Annotated in this window: 19 protein-coding genes and 1 tRNA gene; 10 read left to right on the top strand and 10 right to left on the bottom strand. The window is 35.5% G+C overall.

Annotation, left to right across the window (positions count from 1 at the left end):
• Window positions 1-34: 34 nt before the first annotated feature.
• Complete coding sequence (locus CGC57_RS00470; protein ID WP_095897536.1) at window positions 35-2,173, top strand: RelA/SpoT family protein; 2,139 nt, start codon at window positions 35-37, stop codon at window positions 2,171-2,173.
• A 61-nt stretch (window positions 2,174-2,234) separates the two neighbouring features.
• Window positions 2,235-2,777 (top strand): RNA methyltransferase, encoded by a 543-nt coding sequence (locus CGC57_RS00475; RefSeq protein WP_095897537.1) that lies wholly within the window; start codon window positions 2,235-2,237, stop codon window positions 2,775-2,777.
• Between the two features lie 69 nt (window positions 2,778-2,846).
• Here the strand turns inward: CGC57_RS00475 and CGC57_RS00480 are convergent.
• From CGC57_RS00480 to CGC57_RS00515, 9 genes are all read right to left on the bottom strand, one after another.
• Window positions 2,847-2,919, bottom strand: a tRNA-Gly gene (locus CGC57_RS00480).
• A gap of 83 nt (window positions 2,920-3,002) precedes the next feature.
• Complete coding sequence (locus tag CGC57_RS00485; RefSeq protein ID WP_095897538.1) at window positions 3,003-3,443, bottom strand: hypothetical protein; 441 nt, start codon at window positions 3,441-3,443, stop codon at window positions 3,003-3,005.
• 7 nt (window positions 3,444-3,450) lie between these two features.
• Window positions 3,451-3,579 carry a hypothetical protein gene (locus CGC57_RS13090; protein ID WP_262482408.1) on the bottom strand — a complete coding sequence of 43 codons (129 nt, stop codon included), beginning with the start codon at window positions 3,577-3,579 and terminating at the stop codon, window positions 3,451-3,453.
• Window positions 3,576-3,980, bottom strand: a complete 405-nt coding sequence (locus CGC57_RS00490) for an STM3941 family protein (RefSeq protein WP_095897539.1) — start codon at window positions 3,978-3,980, stop codon at window positions 3,576-3,578. The genes CGC57_RS13090 and CGC57_RS00490 overlap by 4 nt, the downstream gene beginning before the upstream one ends.
• 4 nt (window positions 3,981-3,984) lie before the next feature.
• Complete coding sequence (locus tag CGC57_RS00495) at window positions 3,985-4,932, bottom strand: NAD(P)H-dependent flavin oxidoreductase (RefSeq protein ID WP_095897540.1); 948 nt, start codon at window positions 4,930-4,932, stop codon at window positions 3,985-3,987.
• Window positions 4,933-5,036: 104 nt separating this feature from the next.
• Complete coding sequence (locus CGC57_RS00500; RefSeq protein ID WP_095897541.1) at window positions 5,037-5,570, bottom strand: hypothetical protein; 534 nt, start codon at window positions 5,568-5,570, stop codon at window positions 5,037-5,039.
• A gap of 6 nt (window positions 5,571-5,576) precedes the next feature.
• Window positions 5,577-5,777 (bottom strand): hypothetical protein, encoded by a 201-nt coding sequence (locus CGC57_RS00505; RefSeq protein WP_095897542.1) that lies wholly within the window; start codon window positions 5,775-5,777, stop codon window positions 5,577-5,579.
• Between the two features lie 24 nt (window positions 5,778-5,801).
• Window positions 5,802-6,656 (bottom strand): hypothetical protein, encoded by an 855-nt coding sequence (locus CGC57_RS00510; protein WP_232747257.1) that lies wholly within the window; start codon window positions 6,654-6,656, stop codon window positions 5,802-5,804.
• Window positions 6,657-6,825: 169 nt separating this feature from the next.
• Window positions 6,826-8,310 (bottom strand): cellulose synthase family protein, encoded by a 1,485-nt coding sequence (locus tag CGC57_RS00515; RefSeq protein ID WP_002678183.1) that lies wholly within the window; start codon window positions 8,308-8,310, stop codon window positions 6,826-6,828.
• A 395-nt stretch (window positions 8,311-8,705) separates the two neighbouring features.
• Between CGC57_RS00515 and gyrA the strand changes: the two genes are divergently transcribed.
• The 8 genes from gyrA (at window position 8,706) to murC (ending at window position 20,278) form a co-directional block, all read left to right on the top strand.
• Window positions 8,706-11,219, top strand: coding sequence for a DNA gyrase subunit A (gyrA, locus tag CGC57_RS00520; RefSeq protein WP_095897544.1), 2,514 nt, complete (start codon window positions 8,706-8,708; stop codon window positions 11,217-11,219).
• Window positions 11,220-11,325: 106 nt separating this feature from the next.
• Window positions 11,326-13,665: a hypothetical protein gene (locus CGC57_RS00525; RefSeq protein WP_095897545.1), complete on the top strand. Its 2,340-nt coding sequence runs from the start codon at window positions 11,326-11,328 to the stop codon at window positions 13,663-13,665.
• A gap of 15 nt (window positions 13,666-13,680) precedes the next feature.
• Window positions 13,681-14,901, top strand: a complete 1,221-nt coding sequence (locus CGC57_RS00530) for an alpha/beta hydrolase fold domain-containing protein (RefSeq protein ID WP_095897546.1) — start codon at window positions 13,681-13,683, stop codon at window positions 14,899-14,901.
• A gap of 130 nt (window positions 14,902-15,031) precedes the next feature.
• Window positions 15,032-15,748, top strand: coding sequence for a copper homeostasis protein CutC (locus tag CGC57_RS00535; protein WP_095897547.1), 717 nt, complete (start codon window positions 15,032-15,034; stop codon window positions 15,746-15,748).
• A 44-nt stretch (window positions 15,749-15,792) separates the two neighbouring features.
• Window positions 15,793-17,004: a metallophosphoesterase gene (locus CGC57_RS00540; protein WP_095899433.1), complete on the top strand. Its 1,212-nt coding sequence runs from the start codon at window positions 15,793-15,795 to the stop codon at window positions 17,002-17,004.
• A 9-nt stretch (window positions 17,005-17,013) separates the two neighbouring features.
• Complete coding sequence (gene murG / locus CGC57_RS00545) at window positions 17,014-18,093, top strand: undecaprenyldiphospho-muramoylpentapeptide beta-N-acetylglucosaminyltransferase (RefSeq protein ID WP_095897548.1); 1,080 nt, start codon at window positions 17,014-17,016, stop codon at window positions 18,091-18,093.
• Entirely contained in the window at window positions 18,090-18,935 is an 846-nt protein-coding gene (locus CGC57_RS00550) for a hypothetical protein (RefSeq protein WP_095897549.1), read from the top strand. The genes murG and CGC57_RS00550 overlap by 4 nt, the downstream gene beginning before the upstream one ends.
• On the top strand, window positions 18,932-20,278 hold the full coding sequence (murC, locus tag CGC57_RS00555) for a UDP-N-acetylmuramate--L-alanine ligase (RefSeq protein WP_095897550.1): 1,347 nt from the start codon (window positions 18,932-18,934) through the stop codon (window positions 20,276-20,278). Before CGC57_RS00550 ends, murC begins: the two co-directional genes overlap by 4 nt.
• A 62-nt stretch (window positions 20,279-20,340) precedes the next feature.
• On the opposite strand, the gene CGC57_RS00560 is transcribed toward murC, so the two are convergent.
• Window positions 20,341-23,268 (bottom strand): M16 family metallopeptidase, encoded by a 2,928-nt coding sequence (locus CGC57_RS00560; RefSeq protein WP_095897551.1) that lies wholly within the window; start codon window positions 23,266-23,268, stop codon window positions 20,341-20,343.
• Window positions 23,269-23,275: the final 7 nt, after the last annotated feature.

A 23,275-nucleotide genomic window follows, 5' to 3' on the forward strand; every position in this document is an offset into this window, starting at 1 on the left:
CTAAAGTTAGATTTTTCTACATTCATTTTTATTTATGGAAACAAACACCGACTTAGAAGAAGAAAACAAAGCCATTGCCCGCGAGTATAAAGAACTCTTGCGTATTAGTTATCAAACCTTGAGTGATGAAGATAAAAAACTCATTCGCTTGGCGTTTGACACCGCTGTTGATGCGCACAAAAATCAACGCCGAAAAAGTGGGGAGCCTTATATTTTTCACCCTATTGCCGTAGCTAAAATTGTTGCTTCACAAATAGGATTAGACGCTATAGCCATTGCATCTGCTTTGTTACATGATGTAGTAGAAGATACCGACTATACAATTGAAGATATGGAACGGCTTTTTGGTAAAACTGTAGCTCATATTGTAGAAGGACTTACCAAAATTTCGAGTATGAGCCGTGAAAATGACATCTCTTTACAAGCCGAGAACTTCCGAAAGCTCCTTCTTACAATGAATGACGATGTGCGCGTGATTCTCATAAAAATTGCTGACAGACTCCACAATATGCAAACAATGGATTCGATGGCAGACTATAAACAAGCCAAAATAGCTTCGGAAACACTCTATATTTATGCCCCTATTGCTCACCGCATTGGCTTGTATAACATCAAAACAGAATTAGAAGACCTCGCCCTTAAATATACTGACCCCGAACGCTACAATAGTATCCTAAACAAAATGGAGGAGTCCAAAGAAGAACAACAGGAATACATTGAGGCGTTTACCAAAATAGTAGAAACCTCTTTAACACAACAAAAAATTGATTATTACATTAAAGGGCGCCCCAAATCAATCTATTCTATTTATAGGAAAATGGAATCGCAAGGTGTGAGTTTTGAAGAAGTTTACGATAAATTTGCAATTCGCATCATCTATAAAAGTGAACCAGCTGAAGAAAAGTTTTTGGCTTGGAAAATATACTCTATTGTTACCGACCACTTCCGTCCCAATCCCACCCGATTGCGTGATTGGATTTCCTCACCTAAATCTACAGGTTATGAAGCCTTACATATTACTGTAATGGGTCCAAAAGGCAAATGGCTAGAGGTGCAAATACGCAGCGAACGTATGCACGAAATCGCTGAAAAAGGTTATGCAGCCCATTTTAAGTATAAACACGGCGACCAAAAAGAAGAAGGCATCGAAATGTGGCTTAATAGGTTGCAAGAAGTCTTTGAAAACAGCGAGGCAAATGCTGTAGACTTTGTAGAAGATTTCAAACTCAACTTGTATTCTAAAGAGATTTTCGTCTTTACCCCTAATGGTGAGATAAAATCTCTCCCAAAAGGTGCTACACCACTTGATTTTGCTTTTTCAATACATACAGGAGTGGGTTTAAAAACACGTGGAGCTAAAGTAAACAATAAATTAGTGCCCTTAAACTATGTATTAAAGAGCGGTGAAACAGTAGAAATTATCACTGCCGAAAATGCAAAACCCACTAAGAACTGGCTAAACTATGCTACAACTGCTAAAGCACGTAGTAAGATAAAAAATGCTTTAAAAGAAGAAACAAAAGCTGTTGCTGCTGAAGGAAAAGAAATTTTAGTTCGAAAATTAAAGCAATTGAAGATTACTCTTAATGAAGAAGTAATGAATGAGCTAGTGAGTTACTTCAAAACAAAGACGAGTTTAGATATTTACTATCAAGCAGGCACAGGAGAAATCAGCAACCAAATGCTGAAAGAGTTTGTATCTCATCGCACATCTTTCTTTGGCTTATTCAAAAATAAAGTAGTTAAAAAACCTACTGACGAACCTATTTATTCGCCCAACGTTCACTATGATAGCATTGTGTTTGGCAAAGAAGAAGAATCATTAGATTATACTTTTTCAAAATGTTGCAATCCTATTCCTGGTGATCCTATTTTTGGGTTTGTTACTATCAATGAAGGGGTGAAAGTACACAAAAAAACTTGTCCGAATGCCATTTCGATGCAATCGAATTACGCTTATCGTATCATTCAAGCTAAATGGGTAAAATCTGATGAAAGAGATTTCAAAGTGAGTCTTAGAATTAGTGGTATTGACCGCGATGGACTCATCAGTGATATCTCAAAAGTGATTTTGGATAGCAAATTTGTAAAACTTACCAATATTAATATAGATACCGAAGGTAATGTATTCAGCGGAAAAGTTTCTATTTCAATCAATAACAATGCTACTTAAAAAAAACTGATGCAAGATATTAAGAACATCAAAGGAGTAGATAAAGTAAACAGACTGTAATATGCGTAAATTAGCGAATAATGAACTCAATAGATTGGATATTGAGCAATTTAAGAAGGCAGAAAAGACACCTCTAATAGTAATTTTGGATAATGTGAGAAGTTTGAACAATATAGGTTCTGTTTTTCGCACTTGTGATGCTTTTTTAATTGAAAAGATATACCTCTGTGGGATTACCGCCACTCCTCCAAATAAAGAGATTCATAAAACGGCTTTGGGTGCGACTGATAGTGTGGCGTGGGAATATGTAGAAAATACACTTTCGATAGTAGAAAAGCTAAAAGAGCAAGATGTTTATATTATTAGCATTGAGCAAGCTGAAAATTCCACAATGCTGAATAATTTTCAGCCTAACGGAAAGCAAAAATATGCTATTATCTTTGGCAACGAGGTAAAAGGAGTGGAACAAGAAGTGGTTTCAGCTTCTGATGAGGTGATAGAAATCCCACAGTATGGCACTAAACATTCTCTAAATATTTCTGTAAGTGCAGGAATTGCTATTTGGGAATTGGCAATGAAGCTCAGGAAGCATACAATGTTGTAAAAATAAAATTAGAAATGATAAACAAAAAGCCTAATAACAATATGTTGTTATCAGGCTTTTTGTTTGTAGAGCGGGAGACGAGGTTCGAACTCGCGACATTCAGCTTGGAAGGCTGACGCTCTACCAACTGAGCTACTCCCGCAATTATAGTGATATAGATATATTTTCCGATTGCAAATATACGGGCATTTGCTATTATATTCCAAATTTTTTAAGACTTTTTTATTATGTTTTCCGTAAATATAAAAGTAAATGCTTATAAATCAATATTTTTCTCATTTTTTTCTTCTGATAAAAATAAAGAGAAACAAATGAAAATAAGTACCCAGCACTTATGGATAATAATAGCAAAGTTCCGCGTAAAGGGTGAGTCCAACAACCTATAAAACTTTCATCAATAGCATAAATCAACAATATAATATAAGGAATCCAAAAAAAGATTCGTTTTTTTAAAAATAAAAAACTACTGATAAGCAGACATAAAGGTAAAACATAAAATAATATAAGACCTACTATAAACCCCCATCCCCAAGCTTTGTTTGTATCAGCTTTTAACCAATCAATATAAGCCTTTTCTCCAAGTATATAAACTAAGAATGCTATACAAGTTGCAAATATAACAAATGACAATAGTATAATTACTTTGCATAAAGTTTTAAAGCGCATATTCTTACTAATTTTTATCTTTATAAGTAGCAAAACTTACTAAAAGTAGCGAAACAAGTTCTTTATGACTGATTTTCATTGTAGAACTTGCAATACTAATAGGAGCTCCATACATTTTCTGACTCCATTGCATCATCTTTTTACAAAAAAGTTCTTTTCATTAGCAATAAGAGTTCCTGGATTTCTCACTTGTATCAAAATACTCTTATTCCCTTTGATCTCTAATTCTTGAAAGCCTATTATTTCTTGCCAAGGAATAAGATAATACTTTTGTATTCTTATATGTAGGGCTTTTTCATCTATAGCAAGTACCCATTGATTGTTTAGCAAGTTTTTTATAATAAAAAATAGAGCTGTTAAAGCAAAAACCATAACGATAATACTCATAGTTTCTATAAAAACAATGCTCCTTTTGCCATCATTAGATAATTCATTAGCATTCAGAAAACAAAATATCCCTACTGCTAAGAAAATAATGACTAAGAATAGTAAAAAGATGTTTTTCTTTTTACTAGTAAAGATTTCTATTCGCTCCATTGTTTTATTTTAAAGCTGTAAGTCTTTCTATACCTTTATGATACTCTGTTATAATCTCATTGATAACTTCTTGTACACTTTGTACTTTAGTGATAAGTGAAGCTACTTGCCCTATTTCCAATTCCCCTTGCTCCATATCTCCTTCAAACATTCCTTGTTTGGTACGACGACTACCTACTAAGGCTTTTAGGTTCTCAATAGTAGCTTTTTGGGTATTGTATAGCTCTTTCACTTGTTCATAAAAACCATTCTTTAGTAATCTCACAGGGGCTAATTCTTTTAGTGTAAGTTCTGTATCTCCTTCACCAGCTGCTATAACCTTCTCTTTGAATGCGGGGTGTACAGACGCTTCAGTAGTAGCTACAAATCTACTACCTATTTGCACACCATCAGCTTCCAATGCTATTGCAGCTAACATACCACTACCTGTAGCGATTCCTCCCGCTGCAATAAGTGGAACTTCTAATACTCTACGCACCGCAGGAATGAGCACCATTGTGCTGGTTTCCTCACGTCCATTGTGCCCACCTGCTTCAAAACCTTCTGCCACTACCGCATCAACACCTGCTGCTTGTGCTTTGAGGGCAAACTTACTACTGCTCACTACGTGAGCTACTTTTATACCTTCTTTTTGTAATAAAGAAGTATAAGTAGCTGGATTTCCTGCTGAAGTAAATACAATTTTTACTCCCTCGCGTAAAATCACTTCAATAGCCTTGTCCATTTCAGGGTACATAATTGGTATATTTACTCCAAAAGGTTTATCAGTAGCCGCTTTGCACTTGCGTATATGTTCTACAAGGGTTTCGGGATGCATAGAGCCTGCGCCCAATAGTCCCAAACCGCCTGCATTGCTCACTGCTGAGGCTAATCGCCACCCACTTGCCCATATCATTCCTCCCTGAATGATAGGATATTGAATATTAAAAAGTTCTGTAATACGTGTTTTCATTGTCTATAATTTAAAATTATTATTATCATCAAGTTCCTAAAAAGGATTATAACTAACTTCAAAATACTATCTAAGTTAGTTTTACTATTATATTCCTAACTTCCTTACTCTTTCCACTGGTATATAGGATATTTTGATTTCTTTATATCCATACTATCAATAAGCATGCTATAAAGACTATTATCGTGTTGCAAATTCCAAATAAACATCTTCTTTTTATCCTTTTCTATTACGGTATTTCTATACCATTCAAGAGTTAGTGTATTCCATTTAATAAGTTGATTCTCTTCAAAATCTACATAAGAACTTTCTTTACTTGATGTAAAATATATCTTGGTATCACTTTGTTCAATACTATCTATATTGATAAGATAGTAATCCATACTCAATTTATCTATTATATAGTCTTTGTAGATTGTTAAGGAAGATAGAGTATCTATTTCAATCCGTTGTTCATTAGAAACTAAGGCTCTATAAAAAACTTTTATTGGAATCTTTTTTAAAACACTATCATTATTTACTACTATTTCCTTAATACTATCCTGTTCGTGGTTTATTGTGTCATTCTGTATATTAGATGATTGTCTACAAGCAGTAAAAAGCAATAAAAATGATATATAAAAATATTTTGCGGTCATTGTATTCTAACGTTTATTTAAATTTTCCTTATGCGGGTAATAACGATTACCAAACTTATCAAATACATTATCAACTTCCTCTGTAATATCCGATACTACATACCATTGTTCCCATACATCACCCAAAAAATTATGTGCTCCCGTTATAATCCACGCTATCTCTCCTTCTACCCCAAATCGCGGACTGAGTTGTATATGGTTAAGCACTTCTTCACCTACTAATTTAGGAAACTATTGCTCTTGATAAGCCTTTGCTATTTTTAGTGCTTTTCCTTTGCTAAGGTGTATCCTTCTGCCTTTAGAGAAAAGTTGTTTATCATACAAATCTTTTTTAAATCCTTGAGAAAAGTAAAGTATATACCGTAGGCATTCCATCTCGTATTGCAGTTCCTCATCAGCGAATCCCTTTGAGGTATGTATATCCTTGCCATCCATCTGCATCTTTACATCTATCACATCAGTCACTGCTTGCCAAATAGTGCTTTCAAAACCTCTTTCCTTTCTGATACAATATTGTAACAATACCTCTAAAGCCCTTAGCAATTCATAAATAGCTTTTTCCTCAAAATCTGTCTTATCTAGGATTTTCTTATCGATACCTTGTAGAACTTCATAATATTGTTGCATCTTTTCTTTGTTCCACAAACTATTCTCATCTATTACCTGCCATAAATAATTTAAAATATCCCTTAAGCACGCTGCTTCTTCTGTATCAAAAAAGATAGTTAATACATCACTACACCTCTCCCATAGTCTTTCTACTATCCAGCACCCCAAAAAAAGCAGATTATATTCTGGAATACTTGCAGTCTCTCTTCTGATTAGTTTTGTATAACTGTTAAAATCCTTGATAGAAATCTCAACCTGCCATACTTCAGCACGTATATTCTCAACTACCATCCCTAAGAAATCTTTCTGTTCAGGGAAAAATGCTCTTATCTTCATTAGATAGTAAGCAAAATTATAGTATACTTCCCTATAAGAAGGAGCTTCAAATACATTCTGCTGATGAGAAATATCAATCCTCTCTACCATATCAAAAAATAAATTAGGGTGTTCTTTGATTTCCTTTTCCCAAAAATTCATAAGGCACTTTATATAATGGCACTCTTTCTCTATATCTAAAAAAGTACCCTCCTTACTAAGCGCTTCATATAATCCAATCAGTCCTTCCATAAAATTCTAAAAAAGGGTCGCCTTTTTAATAGACAACCCTTTTTAATTTATATTCTAATTTACTAATCTACTAATCTAATCAGGCTTTTGAGGTAAGCGATTTGAAAAACACAAATCCAAAACCTAAAGTAAGCATACAGTGGAAAGGAAACATACCAAAGTCATTGAGACGAACAGCACTATATAATCCAAAAGCAAAATACAACATTAGCAAAAACTCTACTATCATATTAGGTGATAGTTTGGTGTTGATATATTTATTGTTTTTCCAGCTATCACTTAGCGAACTGATGTTGAACTTAGGGGTACGTACAAACTCGCTGCGTTTGCCACTATGTCCTTCAAGTACAGCAATAGTATTGTGGAAAGAAAATCCTAAAGCCACTGAGAAGAATGTAAAGAATAGCTTCACATAGTTCAAAAAGTCATCAAAAGTCTTCCCTTGCAAGTTCTTATAAGTAAACCAATAACAGATAAACAAAATAATAGTACTTGTAATAAAGAAACTAGTAAAGTGGAATATCCATCCTAAATGACCATATTGATTTTTAAGGTATAACATTGGGATACTGAAAATAGCAGTTATAAACACCCATAAAAACATTGAACTATTCAAGAGGTGCATTACTCCGTGAAATTTAGTTTTCCATCCAATATTTTTAGCAGCAAGTAAACGACCTACACTTTTGCGGAAGTTTTCAGCTCCTCCTTTGTTCCAACGGAATTGTTGTGAGCGTGCAGCCGAGATAACTACAGGAAGTTCTGCAGGAGTTTCAACATCTTCCAAATATTTGAATTTCCAATTTTTTAATTGAGCGCGATAACTAAGGTCAAGATCTTCTGTTAGAGTATCGCCTTCCCAGTTACCTGCATCATATATACACGTTTTGCGCCAAATACCTGCAGTACCATTGAAATTGATAAAATAGCCTTTAGAGTTACGCCCTACTTGTTCAAGAGTGAAGTGAACATCAAGAGCTAGGGCTTGTATTTTAGTAAGGATAGAGTAATTACGATTGATGTGTCCCCAACGGGTTTGTACTACCCCTATTTCAGGGTCTTTGAAGTAAATAACAGTACGTTTAAGCCAGTCAGGTTGTGGTAAAAAGTCAGCATCGAAGATAGCTATAAAATCACCTTTAGCAATAGCTAAACCTTCTTTTAGAGCTCCTGCTTTGAAACCTTGACGATTTTCACGTCGTATATGTTGAATATCTAAGCCTGTAGCTTGCAAATTTTTGATAATTTCAGCTGTTTCAGCTACTGATTCGTCAGTAGAATCATCTAGTACTTGTATTTCAAGTTTAGTACGTGGATACTCTAGTTTTGCAATATTTTCAAGTAAACGAGGTACTACATACTTTTCATTGTAAAGTGGTAATTGGATGGTTACGTAAGGTATCTCTTTAGGGTCAAGGAGGTTAAACTTAGGAGACTCATCATTTTGTTTGCGGTGTTTTAAATAGTTCAGTAGCAAACTAAGCATTGAAAGACTATATAAAAAAATGCCTATCAAAGCTGTACAATAGATAATAATAATTGTGTAATTAATAAATGTTGCCATAAATTATTGTTTTATGTTCTTTTATTTTGCAAAAGTACGTGTTTTTTTGAATACGCCAAGAAAAAAAAGAATTATTTTTTAGAAAACATTTTTAAATAACTGATTTTTAAAGTGTAAAAAATTAACTACTCTTGTAAATCAGGCTATTATCTATTTCAAAACAAAACCTCGTTTTTCTTTGTATATTCCGCAGAAATAGCCATTTAACTTCCATCTAATTAGCTAAAATATTTTAGCTAATTGCTAATAGAAAATTATTAATTACATATTGAATATCAAAAACTTAAAAAAAAAATCAAAAAAAAACATCAACTTTTTTATTGCTATCTCAAAAAAACTTTGTATCTTAGCCCGCTAATTGTAATAAAAACCTTACTTTTATATAGTAAATAATTATGACAGAAGGAGAAAAATTGATTCCTGTTGATATCAGCGAAGAGATGAAATCCGCTTACATCGATTATTCGATGTCAGTAATCGTTTCGCGCGCGCTACCCGATGTTCGTGATGGGTTGAAACCTGTTCACCGTCGCGTGCTTTATGGTATGTTCGATATGGGCGTACTCAGCAATCGTCCCTATAAAAAATCAGCTGCCATTGTTGGGGAAGTACTAGGTAAATACCACCCTCATGGCGATACCGCTGTGTATGATACTATGGTGCGTATGGCTCAGTACTGGAGTTTGCGCTATATGCTCGTTGATGGGCAAGGTAACTTTGGTTCTATGGGAGGTGACCCACCTGCCGCAATGCGTTATACCGAAGCTCGTATGCGCAAATTCTCAGAAGATATGCTTATTGATATCGATAAAGAGACTGTTGACCACCAACTTACTTATGATGATTCTCGTGAAGAACCTATCGTACTTCCTACCCGTATTCCTAATTTATTAGTGAATGGTTCTGCGGGTATCGCTGTGGGTATGGCTACTAATATGGCTCCTCATAACCTTAGTGAAGTAATTGATGGTACTATCGCTTATATTGATAATAATGATATTGAAATAGATGAACTTATCAAATATATCAAAGCTCCTGATTTCCCTACAGGTGGTATTATCTATGGTTATGAAGGAGTAAAAGAGGCTTTTAAAACAGGACGTGGTCGTGTGATTGTACGTGCTAAAGCTGAATTTCAAGAGGTAAGAGGCAAAGAATGTATAGTCGTTACCGAAGTACCTTATCAAGTAGATACATCTATCTTACTGAAAAAAACCTCCGATTTAGTAAAAGAAGGTAAGTTAGAGGGTATTACTGATGTACGCGATGAATCAGCTCGTGGTAAGATTCGTATTGTTTATATCCTAAAACGTGATGCTGTACCTAATGTAGTACTAAACAACTTGTTTAAACATACTGAATTACAAACTTCTTTCAGTGTGAATAACATTGCTTTGGTAAATGGTCGCCCTCAACTATTAAACCTTAAAGAGCTCATTTATCACTTTGTAGAACATCGTCACGATGTGGTATATCGTCGCACTGATTACGAGTTGCGTAAAGCTAAAGAACGTATCCATATCTTGGAAGGTTTTATGAAAGTGATGGCTACAGAAGATACAATGGGTAAAGCTATTGAAATCATCCGTTTTCACGATAAACCTAAAGAAGATTTGATAGCTGAATTTGATCTTACAGATATTCAAGCCGAAGCTATCTTAGCCTTAGCTCTACGCCGTATCAACAAAGCGTTAATATTGCAAACTAAAGAAGAATACGAACAAAAGTTAGCCGAAATACGTGATTTAGAAGATATCTTAGCTCGTAAAGAACGTCGAACTGAAATTATCAAAGAAGAACTTCTTGAAATAAAAGAAAAATACGGCGATGCACGTCGCTCTACTATTGAGTATGCAGGAGGCGAGTTTAGTGTAGAAGATATGATCCCCGATGATAAAATGGTCATTACCATTTCTCACGCAGGTTATATCAAACGCACTTCCCTCAGTGAGTATAAAACACAAAGTAGGGGAGGGGTAGGTCAAAAAGCCTCTACCACTCGGGACCAAGATTTCTTAGAACACCTATTTGTAAGCTCTAATCACCAATATCTATTGTTCTTTACCCAGAAAGGTAAATGTTTTTGGATGCGCGTCTACGAAATCCCTGAAGGTAGCAAAACTGCCAAAGGTCGTGCTGTACAAAATCTTATCAATATAGAACAAGACGACAAAATTAAAGCCTTTGTGAGCGTTCAAAATCTCAAAGATGAAGAGTATATCAACAACAACTACCTCATTATGGCTACCAAACAAGGTACTGTAAAGAAAACCTTGCTCAAAGAATACTCCCGCCCACGTCAGAATGGTATCAATGCCATTACTATTAAAGAAGGCGACGAGCTTATCGAAGCTAAACTTACCTCAGGCAGTAGCCAGCTGATGTTAGCAGTGAAATCAGGTCGTGCAATACGTTTTGGAGAAGACAAAGTGCGTGCTGTAGGGCGTAATTCTCAGGGAGTACGTGGTATCGACCTTGACATTGAAAACGATGAAGTAGTAGGTATGATAGCTATCGAAAACCCACGCGAAGAAACCGTATTAGTTGTTTCTGAAAACGGTTATGGAAAACGTTCATACATCGATGACCCTGAAACACACGAGGCTGTTTATCGTATCACTAACCGCGGTGGTAAAGGAGTTAAAACTATTTCTATTACGGAGAAAACAGGTCAGTTAGTAGCTATCAAGAGCGTGTTAGAGGGAGAAGATTTGATGATTATCAATAAATCAGGTATTGCAATACGCCTCTCCATCGATACACTGCGCATCTCCGGACGTGCTACGCAAGGTGTAAAACTCATCAATATCAAAGGTAAAGACTCTATCGCAGCTGTTACTAAAGTAATGAAAGAAGATGATGAAGAAACCGATGCTGCTGAGGAACTAACACCTCCTACCGAAGAATAAAAATCTGTGTTCATAATTAATAAAGAAAGGTCAAACGGAAGTTACTTCATTTCTCTTTTGGTAAGAACTTACTTCCGTGATTACCTTTCTTTTTTTATTTTATACTATGGGAAAAACAATCAACATACAAAAAGTTGCCCTTAGGCAAAACGCCCTTTATATTCCTCATACTATGGTCTCACAAAGAGCCATACAGTCAGGTACCTTGGAACTAGTAGCTGCCCTACGACAACATGGTTTTGGGGTTACTGAAGACCTTTTGCATGCTATCAATGGTACTAATAGCGAGTTTCGCCAAGAGGTGATACGCATTATTAAAGAAGTACTCAATGTCAATCTCAATTGGACTCCTCTCATTAAGAATTGGGAAGTACCTACAGGCGAGAGTGCAATAGATCATATCATCACTGCTTTCTACAATCAGTATCCTGACCTAATAAAATATGATGATGAGTACTCTAGCTATTATTACGATTACTATCAAGACGAAGATGAAAGATATAACGATTCTTACATACCTAAACACGAGCGATTTTTAGCTTGTGGACACTATATTCCTTATGGTACTTTCCCTTTGTGGCGTTATAATGGCTGTCCTTTCTGTGGCACACCTTTTGAGTCAGGTAAGATAGAACATACCGAGCAAGGTAGCAAACTCAAAATTCTAGACCTTTGGAGAGAGGGAGAGGCTAATACATATTACCAAAATCTATTAGCTTCCAAAACTGCTTTAGATGCTACCCAATCCGATTCTCTTAAGCTCTTGTTGCCTTACTTCTCAGTAGCCAAAGAAACAACTATCCAGATGAAAGAAACACTCATCTTAGTAGTCGATAGTTACTTATCTGAAGGAAAAGAAACTGAAGCAGGCACTTGTTTTCGTACCCCTACCGATATTTTGCGCTATTTGTGGTATAAAAAAACAGGCTTCTTACAGATAATCCCTCCTAAAACAATTGTTGCTAAAAATGCTAAAAACAACCAGCATATAATGCGTCAATTAGATAAGAGTGAGCAAGCTACAACTGAAGCAAAACAAGCTCTCAAACTCAAGTACTCTCGTGAGGAATGTACCCGAGTAGCACGCTGGCTAAATAATTTGTCTCTTTCAGCTGAGAAGGCTTGTGAATTAATGCACCCTAAGCGCGAAATGTGGGTGCGCTTTATTCGTGCCTTGCGTTTAGCCGAGTATAGCAAGAAAAAAGGCTTTGAAAAGCTTGCTACACTATTAGATATTTTCTATCATCAGAAATACGAAGTGTGGCAAGGCAAGGTTCAACAGGCTTACCTAAATGTAGATACTGATACTGTTTTAGAATATCTAAAAGAACGCCCTTCCCAGTTTGCACGTTCGCTATTCGCTACTATGTTATGGGTGGGTGCAGATGATACGATTATCTCCTTCAAAGAAGTAATAGACCAAGTGCCTATGCGTTTGCTCTTTACCCTTAATAATTATGCCGACCTTTACTTTACATCACAGGGTACACGCCCTATAAAAATCATCACAGGTGATTATATAAATGCTCCTAAAAATCAATGGGTAAATTTAGGTTATAACGAAGAGCAATTAGCCCAGATGAAAACAGCTGTAGAAGACCTTTGTTTGTGGACAATACGCCGAAAGTTTGCTAAACAACCCAATCCTCATAAAACGATATTTATAGATGAACAGCTGTATCATATCCCTTTGCCTATAGGTGATAGAAGCAATAATATACACGACTTCAATGCAACCCTAATGGGTACGAAATTTCCTTTAGAAGGCAACGAGATACGCCTTTTTATGCAATGGGGTAAAGACCTCCCTGCCCAGCATCTCGATATGGACTTGTCTTGCTATATTACCTTTGACGAAGAATGTAGAATGGAAAATGAGATCTGCTTTTTTGGTAGACTTACCGCTACGGGTTGCCAACACAGTGGTGATATTCGTAGTATTCCTAATAAAGTAGGTACCGCCGAGTATATCAATATCGATGTAAATATCTTGCGCCAAAAGAAAGCTAAGTACGTAACCTTTGTATGCAATGCTTATTCTAATGGAGCTCTATCACCTAATTTAGTAGTAGGTTGGATGGATAGTAAGCATAAAATGAAAGTATCTGAGCGTACAGGGGTAGCCTATGATCCTTCTACCGTGATTCATCAGGTGCGTATCGCTCAATCATTACAAAAAGGACTCATCTTTGGTATCTTAGAGGTAGAGGCTAAAGAGATTATTTGGATGGAACTCCCTTTCCAAGGACAGCTTGCTAATGATCTATCTCTCGATACTGTAAAAGCTCTACTCAATAAATTAAATGCTAAAACTACTATCGGCAACCTGCTAACCCTCAAAGCCGAAGCTCAAGGATTACAGGTAGTAAGCGATAAAGCTCTCGCCGATGAAGTGTATGATATGCAATGGGCAGAATATGGGAAAGTAAATGAATTGTTTTTATAGTTAAAATAAACAGATATGAAAAAATACATACTATTCAGTGCTATAACCTTATTTGTTATAGGGCTACAAGCACAAAACAAATTCAAAGTAACGCCTGATGAGGCACGTAATGGTTCGTATACTATTAGCCCTACTTTACCTAAGGGCGGAATGGTAAAAGCAGGCACGGTTCTTATACTCAAAGCAACCCCTGCCACTGGCTATATTTTTGATAGTGGCTATTACTCCTTACCAGAACAGTGGGGGGCTATGTTTTATGAACAATCTACACCTGAGTTCAAAGTGAAAGTAGACAAAGATATGAATGTAGGAGCTTGTTTTGTACTTAAAAAAGCGGAAGCTAATCTGAAAGTAGTGCAAGATATTGTTTATGCTAAACCGGGAGTAAAACTGCTAAAATACGATGTATATAGTCCTAAAGGTAAGCAAAACCTACCTTGTGTTGTAATTATCCACGGAGGTGGATGGAGCTCCAATACTGAATCGGTGATGAGAGGTTTGGCACGCGAATTAGCAAACAGTGGCAGATATGTGGTTTTCAACATTGATTATCGCTGGATAGACAAACTAGACAGAGATAGTACTCCTACTCAATTGCACCAAATTATAGAAGATGTGTATGGAGCTTTGTTACACATTGCTGAAAACGCTGCTAAATATGGAGGCGATAGCAGTAAGTTATTCCTTACAGGTGATAGTGCGGGAGGACATCTATCTGCCTCAGCAGCTAACTTTGTAGAAAGTATAGGTGATAAAGGTTTTGGTAAAATACAAGGTGTGTATGAGTTTATGCCTACCTATATGCCTAAAGGAAAAACAGTAACTCAAGTGCGTGATGAGTTAACTAATGCTATCAAAGCTGTTGCCCCTAGTTATGGAGTTTTTCGTCCAGAAACTCTTGCTTTTATGTTTAAGAACTATCCTTTTTTGAACGAAATAGCTCCTATCAATAATATTCCCGAGGCTTCTAAAAGAGCTATACCCCAATTATTGTTTAGAGGTTCAGAAGATGGACTTATAAAAGATGAAGAGGTCAAAGCTTACGAACGCGCCCTTTCCAAATCCGGTCAAAGGGTGGAGTATATACAAGTAGGAGGTGCCAATCACGCTTTCTTCGATTGGAAACCTGATACTAAAACACAAGCAACTTTCAACAAATACGGCAAATACCACGCTCACGAAATGTTGTTGTTCTTTGATTCAGTATTAGAAAATCTTAACAAAACTAACAACTAAAGAAACATCTTCAAATATAAATATCGGAGGAAGTATAATACTTTTCTCGGATATTTTTATATTAATTACTCATTCTTCATTGCTAATTATCAATTGTTTTGTACATTTGCGCTCTAAATTAACAAAGACTATGATTTATGAAATATGTGCCAGCTCTTTTGAGTCGGCTAAAAATGCTGAAATATCAGGTGCTACCCGTATAGAGTTGTGTAGCGAATTAGGTGTAGGAGGGGTAACCCCCAGCTATGGATTAATTAAAAAAGTAATGGATGAACTCTCTATCGGTAACTGTGTACTGATACGTCCTCGTAGTGGTAATTTTACTTATACCGATGAGGAGTTTGATGTGATGTTACGCGACATCAATCTCTGTCGTGAATTAGGTTGCCAAGGAGTAGTAACAGGAGTGTTACATCGCGATAACACAATTGATGAAGAACGTACTGCACGCCTCAAAGAAGCTGCAGGTACTATGGAATTTATCTATCATCGTGCTTTTGATTGTGCCCCCGATCCCATTGCTGCAATTAAAACCCTTAAACGTTTGGGAGTTGAACGTATTCTTACCTCAGGGGGTAAAAAATCAGCTATTGAAGGATTAGAACTGCTTAAAGAACTCAACCGCATAGCTGCAGGTCAACCTACAATTATGCCTGGGGGAGGTATCAATCCACAGAGCATTATACAGATAAAAGCTGCTGGTTTTATCCAAGTGCACTTTTCAGGTACAGTTTTTGAGGATTTAGGTACATCTTTGCCTTTCTCATTTAAAACAGAGGCGTTTTTAGACGAAACAAAACGCCCTATTTCTAATGTTGAAAACATCAAAAAAATTATGAATAATTAGCCAGTTTGTTGTCAATTAGCAAATTGGTAAATTGACAAATGAATATGGTTTATATAATTCTTATTGGTATTTTTATAATTTATTTTCTACTAATATTTTATGCAAGTAGAAGTTTAAAAACCCTCAAAGTTCCCCGTTGGGTAGAATGGCTATTTTGGCTCATCACAATAGGAGTGGTAATTCACTTGTTGTACCATTGGTTCTGTAGAGGAAAAGTTGTATGGAGTGCCCCTCAACAATATGCTATTGCAGGGCTACTTACGTGGCTTATTATCTGTTTGTTTGTAACTCTTCCTTTGTTATTAGAAGATATTACACGACTTATAAAAGCTATATTTCGCAAACCTACTAATGCACCGCGTATTCCTTCTCGTCGTAAGTTTGTAAGTACTTTAGGTTGGGGATTGGCAGCTATTCCTTTTGCTTCTATCCTCTATAGTATTTTCAAAGGAAAATATAACTATAAAGTTTGGAAATACACATTGTATTTCGATAATCTCCCTAAAGCATTTGATGGCTATCGCATTACTCAAATATCTGATATTCATTGTGGTAGCTTTGACAACTATGAGAAAATACGCTATGGAGTAGAGCTTATCAACTCACAAAAAAGCGATGTAATCCTTTTTACAGGCGATTTGGTAAATAATTTAGCAAATGAGGTACACAATTGGAAATCACTTTTTGCTACTCTCCAAGCACCTGATGGAGTATTTTCTATTATGGGTAACCACGACTATGGTGATTATTCCTCTTGGGAAACTCCTGAAGCTAAACAACAAAATTTAGAGCATTTATTCCAATTACAAAAACAAATGGGATGGCAACTATTGCTTAACGAACATTGTTATTTAGAACGTAATGGCGAAAAAATAGCTTTAATAGGGGTAGAAAACTGGGGACACGGTCGATTTTCTAAATATGGCGATTTGAATAAGGCTATGGAAGGTGTAAATACCGAAGATTTTAAAATATTAATGAGTCACGACCCAACTCATTGGCAAGAGGTTGTATTACCTGAAAATAAAGATGTTCAACTTACTCTCAGTGGTCATACACACGGGATGCAATGTGGTATTGAAATACCTGGGTGGCTAAAATGGAGCCCTTCACAATATATTTACAAATATTGGGGAGGAATGTATGAGGAGGATGGTAAATACCTGAATGTAAATAGAGGTTTTGGTTATCACGCTTTCCCTGGTCGTTTAGGAGTATGGCCTGAAATCACAGTTATTGAACTAAAAACTAAATAACTAAATTCTATGAAAAAATTTATTATCTCAGGAGGTGGTACTGGCGGACATATATTCCCTGCCATCGCTATTGCCGATGAAATAAAAAAACGTTTACCTGAAGCCGAAATACTTTTTGTAGGGGCTAAAGATCGTATGGAAATGCAAAAGGTACCTCAAGCTGGTTATCCTATTGAAGGCTTGTGGATTTCAGGAATTCAACGCAAGCTCACTTGGCAAAATTTGATTTTTCCACTAAAGTTTATCCATAGTCTATGGAAATCCCGACAAATCATCAATCGTTTTAAGCCTGATGCCGTCATAGGTACAGGAGGGTTTGCTAGTGGAGCTGTAGTGAAAGTAGCAGGACAAATGGGAATCCCTACTTTTATTCAAGAACAAAATTCCTATGCTGGCATTACCAACAAGATGCTTGCCCAAAAGGCAAAGAAAATATGTGTTGCTTATGATGGTATGGAAGTTTTCTTTCCAAAAGAGAAAATCGTAAAAACGGGTAATCCTATTCGTGGAGGTTTATTAAATATAGAGCAACATCGCGAAGAAGGTTTATCGTATTTTCAACTTAATCCTCATCAAAAAACACTTTTGATATTAGGAGGAAGTTTAGGAGCACGACGTATCAATCAGTTAGTGGAAGCTCAGTTGCCTTTATTTGAAAAATTAGGGGTACAAGTGCTATGGCAATGTGGCAAACTTTACTATGAAGAATACAAAAAGTATAATAGTTCACAAGTACACGTTTTAGCTTTTATTGATCGTATGGAACAAGCTTATGCCGTTGCCGATGTAATTATTTCGCGAGCAGGTGCAAGTTCTGTAAGTGAATTATGTGTAGTAGGCAAACCAGTAATATTTATTCCCTCACCTAATGTAGCCGAAGATCATCAAACTAAAAATGCACGTGCTATAGCTGATAAACAAGCTGCTATTTTAATAAAAGAAAATGAATTAGATAGTAAATTTGCAGATACTTTTAGCAGCTTGATAACTGATGAAACTCAACAGCAAAATCTTTCGTCTCATATTAAAGCGCTAGCTCAACCCAATGCAACCAAAGAAATTGTAGATTTAATAATAAATAACAGATGACTAAATTTTTAACCTTTATAGCTCTCTTAGGAGGAGGAGTGTTTTCTATAGCACAAACTACCTTAAAACCCTCTGTATTTATAGATACTAAAAGTGATGATTTCAAAAAAGGTATTGTAGAAATCAAAGAATATACAAACTATGAAGTATACCAACAATTACAACGCAATCTCAAATCAGGTAACTCAGCTGCTATCAATGCTGATATGATACGTCAGGCATTTATCACGAGAAAGATAGCTTTACAAAAAGGTACTTACATCATTGATAACAACGAACAACATTTCGAGTTTGAAATAGGTAATAGTGGTCAATTAGTAGGTGAAGGTAAATTTGTAAATAAAAAGCGTAACATTCCTTCTACTTATATTTTTAACAATGGAAAACTTGCTGAAATTCATATTTTTACTCCTGAAGGAAGATTACGCAAAAAAAATATCTTCAAAGGTAATACTATAGAAGGATTGGTGTATGACCACGCTGGAAATATTGCTCAAAAAATAGAAATATACACTAATTTAAAAGAAGGCGCTGACCAAATAGTAACTAATTATCACAAGAATGGCAACCCCAGTAAAGAAGTAAATACTATTAAAAATACTACCAAAGAATATTATCAAAATGGCAAACTCAAACTCGAACAAATAAATAGTAAAACTACTACCAAATATGACCCTGAAGGAAAAATAACTGAAAAATGGTATGTTACTGAAAAAGGTAACTGCAAAGAGTTATATGAAAAAGGGGTAATTTCTCAAAAAATATGTGAAGATCGCAGTATAAAAGAAAGCACTGTGAGCACTTATAAAAATGGTAAATTATTAGAAACAAAGAAATTATGAATTTACAACCAATAACAAATGTTTATTTTATAGGTATTGGAGGCATAGGAATGTCTGCCCTTGCACGTTATTTCAATGCCAATGGTAAAGTGGTAGCTGGCTACGATCGTACCCCTACCGATATTACTGAAATGCTAGAAAAAGAAGGTATAAAAGTACACTTTACCGATGAGTTAGATGCTATTCCTAATTCATTTAAAAATGTAGAAACTACTTTAGTGGTATATACCCCTGCTGTTCCTAAAGATCATAAAGAGTTAGTTTTTTTTCAAGAAAATGGCTATCAAGTAGTAAAACGATCAGAAGTGTTAGGCTTCATTACTAAAAACTCCTTTTGTTTAGCTGTTGCAGGTACTCACGGTAAAACTACAACATCAAGTATTTTAGCCCATATTATGGTAGAAAGTGGAGCTTCGGTAAGTGCTTTTTTAGGAGGTATAGCCGAAAATTTCAATAGTAATTTGGTACTCAAAGGTAGTGAATATACAGTAGTTGAAGCCGATGAGTTTGACCGTTCATTTTTGCGACTTTCACCTAACATTGCTTGTATTACCTCTATGGACGCTGATCACCTCGATATTTATGGTGATGAGCAACATCTTATAGAAGGATTTCACGAGTTTGCTGGAAAAATTAAACCAGGAGGCAGTCTCATTGTGCGCAATGGACTAAATATAGCTGGTGAAACGTATGGTTTAGAAGATAATTCTGATTACAGTTTCCAAAACATTCATATTGTAGATGGTATTTATCATTTTGATTTCAAATATGCAGGAGGTATTTATAAAGATATTACCTTTATGAAACCAGGACGACACAACTTACTCAATGCTTTGGCAGCTATTGCTATGGCTGTAAAAGCAGGAATTGCTCCTGAAAAATTGTTGCCTCACTTAGCTACTTTTAAAGGGGTAAAACGTCGTTTTTCATATATCATTAAAGAAAAAGACTTTGTTTTCATTGATGATTATGCCCATCACCCTTCTGAAATTAATGCGCTATATCAAGCAGTAGCCGAAATGTATCCTAATACTCCTAAAACTATTGTTTTTCAACCTCACCTTTTCACTCGTACACGTGATTTTATGAATGATTTTGCAAAAAGTCTATCACAATTTGATGAAGTGATACTATTAGATATCTATCCTGCACGTGAATTACCTATAGAGGGAATTACTTCACAAGTTTTATTAGAGAAAATAACTACTTCTAAAAAAACTTTAGTAAGCAAAACTGAACTTATTCCTCTTCTACTCAAGAAACGTCCTCAATTATTATTAGCTGTAGGAGCAGGTGATATAGGAGCTGAAGTAGCTCATATCAAAGAAGCTATGAAAAAGTAAAAACTGAAGAAAATAACAAAAAAAATGAGGCTCACCTTTTTTGATGAGCCTCGTTTTTATTTTTAGTATCCGAAGAGTTCTTCTAAAGAGAGTTTTTTGAAATCTCCTATTTTTTGAAGTTCATCTTTTGAAAGTTTCTTTTCAGAAGCTAAAATTACATAAGTATAAGGTTTTTTAGAAAGGTATTTATCGTGGAAAGTTTTTATCTCTTTCATTGTAATACCATCTATATTTTGATATACTTGCTTGCGTATATCATCCTTAAGTCCTAATTCTTTTGCGGCTAAATAACTATAAATGATACCATCTTGAGTAATACGCTCAGTTTCTATTTCTTGTTTGATTTGTAACTTGGCTAATTCGAGATTAGCTGGTAATTCAGGCATTGTATTGAGCAGTTCATTCATAGCTTCTACAGCTTCTTTAAATTTGTCAGCTTGCGAACCTACATAGGCAAGCACATAGTATTTATCAGTTTTCTTTCTTGGTGAAGCATAATAACCATAAGTACTATATGCTAACGCTTTACTTTCGCGAATGGTTTGGAATACCAAAGACCCCATACCTCCACCAAAATAGTTATTGAATGCACTAATTACAGTACTTTCAGCAGGGTTGAAAGGAACAGTATTGCGCACCCAGCGTGTTTCAGCTTGTACCATTTCATAATCAGTAAAAAGTACTTGGTTTTTAGTCTGTTCTACTTGTTTAAACTCTTTTTTAGGAGCTACTTTAGCAAACTTAGTAGGTACTTTATGTAAAGGTTTTAGTTTAGTTGTAAGTTCTGAAAGTGTAGCAGGTCCATAATAAATAACGGTTTGCTCTACATTATTCAAATTTTTAACTCTATCTACCAATTCCTTTGCACTAATCGCATTAATTTCGGCATTAGAAAGTACATTGTTCACCTTATTTTTAGAACCATAAAGAGCATAATTAGTAAGTGCTTGCATAATAGCCCCACGATTAGCTTTTACATCTACACGTGATTTAGCAACACGTGCTTTAAGTGCTTGTAATACTTGTTCATCTGGTTGAGCATTGAGAACTAAATCTTCGTAAAGTTTAACAGCAGCTTCAAAATTCTCTTGTAAACCTTCTATTGATACATAAGTATATTCTTCTTCTGTAGAAATTTGGAAGCTGGATGCTATCTTATAAAATTCTTTTGAAATTTGTTCAGCTGATTTCTTATCAGTTCCTAAAAATTGGATGTATTGGGCTGCTATAGGCATTTTCAAATCATTAGCTGAACCTATTTTGTAGCGGAAACTCAAACGATACAACTCATTATCTTTGTTTTGTACATACAATACTTCGGCATTACCTAATTTACCTTTTTGTAAATCTTTACTGTAATTTAAGAATACAGGAGCTACTGGAGTACTTGGCATCTCGTTGATCATTTTCACAAAAGCTGATTGTTTATCGGCATTAGTTTCAACAGGAGTAATAGTAGGTTTTTCAATTTTTTCTACATTGGTGCGTTGTCCTTTTTCTTTATAAATAGCCACATAGTTATTACCTAAGTATTTATTAGCAAAAGCGACAATATCGGCTTTAGTAAGTTTAGAAAGATTATTTACATAAGCTACTTGGTCTTTCCAGTTGAGATTATCAGTAAAAGCTGCCATCAACATATTAGCGCGATTACTATAAGATTCAGTTGCTTGAATCGTTTGTTTTTTCAAATTGTTGATAATAGAAGGAATAAGATCGTCATCAAAATTACCTTTTTTAAGGTTTTCTATTTGCCCTAACATAAGATCTTTTACTTGTTCTAACGACTGTCCTTGTAAAGGAGCTCCTGATAGATATAGTACTCCATAATCTATAAGTGTATAAGCAAAGGCACTAGCTTTTAGTAATTTTTGTTTCTTTACAAGATTCAAATCGATGAGCCCAGCATTGCCATTGGTAAGGATTTCACCTACTAAATCAGCTAATAGAGCATCTTTATCTTGGTTACCTGGCAAACGGAATGCTATAGAAACACTTTCAGCATCAGGACCTACTACTTTTTTGATGATAGGGGCAGTGATAGGCGCTTCTTTCTCAAAAGTATATTGAGGTACAGGTTTAGGTTGCATATAGCTAAAAGCCTTATCAATTTCGGCAATAGCTTTATCAGGATTGAAATCACCAGCCAATATTACTGCCATATTATTAGGTACATAATAGGTTTGGAAGTACTTGCGAATTTCTTTTAATGATGGATTTTTTAAATGTTCTACCGTACCAATAGTAGTTTGCAAGCCATAATTGTGTTTTTTGAACAACTCAGAGAAGAGAGTTTCAAATACTTCACTATTATCGCTATCCAAAGAGCGATTTTTTTCTTCATATACAGCTTCTAATTCGGTATGGAAAATACGAAGCACAGGATTGCGAAAACGTTCAGCTTGTACAGCAATATACTTATTGATAGCATTTGCTGGTACATCATCAGTATAAACAGTTTTCTCAAAAGAAGTAAACGCATTAGTACCTTGTGCTCCCATAGCAGTCATCATCTTGTCGTACTCATTAGCAATTGCATACTTGCTAGCTACCCCCGATACTGAATCAATTTTCTTATAAATAGCCTTACGTTTAGCAGGGTCTTTGGTGTGATTGTACTCTTCATAAAGGGCATCAATTTTGTCTAATTGTACCTTTTCTTTGTTCCAATCAAGAGAACCATATTTGTCAGTACCTTTGAAGAGCAAGTGCTCTAAGTAGTGAGCCAACCCTGTATTGGTAGCAGGGTCGGTTTTACTACCTGCTTTCACTGCTACATAACACTGAATGCGAGGTTCTTTATTAGTAGGACTTAAGATGACTGTAAGTCCATTTTTCAAGGTATAGAACCTTGCATTGGTGGGGTCGTGGGTTACATACTTGTAAGTATACCCGCCACTTTGGGCTTCTTTCCACTCATAGTTTTGAGCAGTAGCCCCAAACGATATGGCTATAGTAAACAGCCATAAAAATAGATTTCTTTTTAGCATAAAAATA

The organism is Capnocytophaga sputigena (assembly GCF_002302495.1).
Classification (GTDB): Bacteria; Bacteroidota; Bacteroidia; order Flavobacteriales; family Flavobacteriaceae; genus Capnocytophaga; species Capnocytophaga sputigena.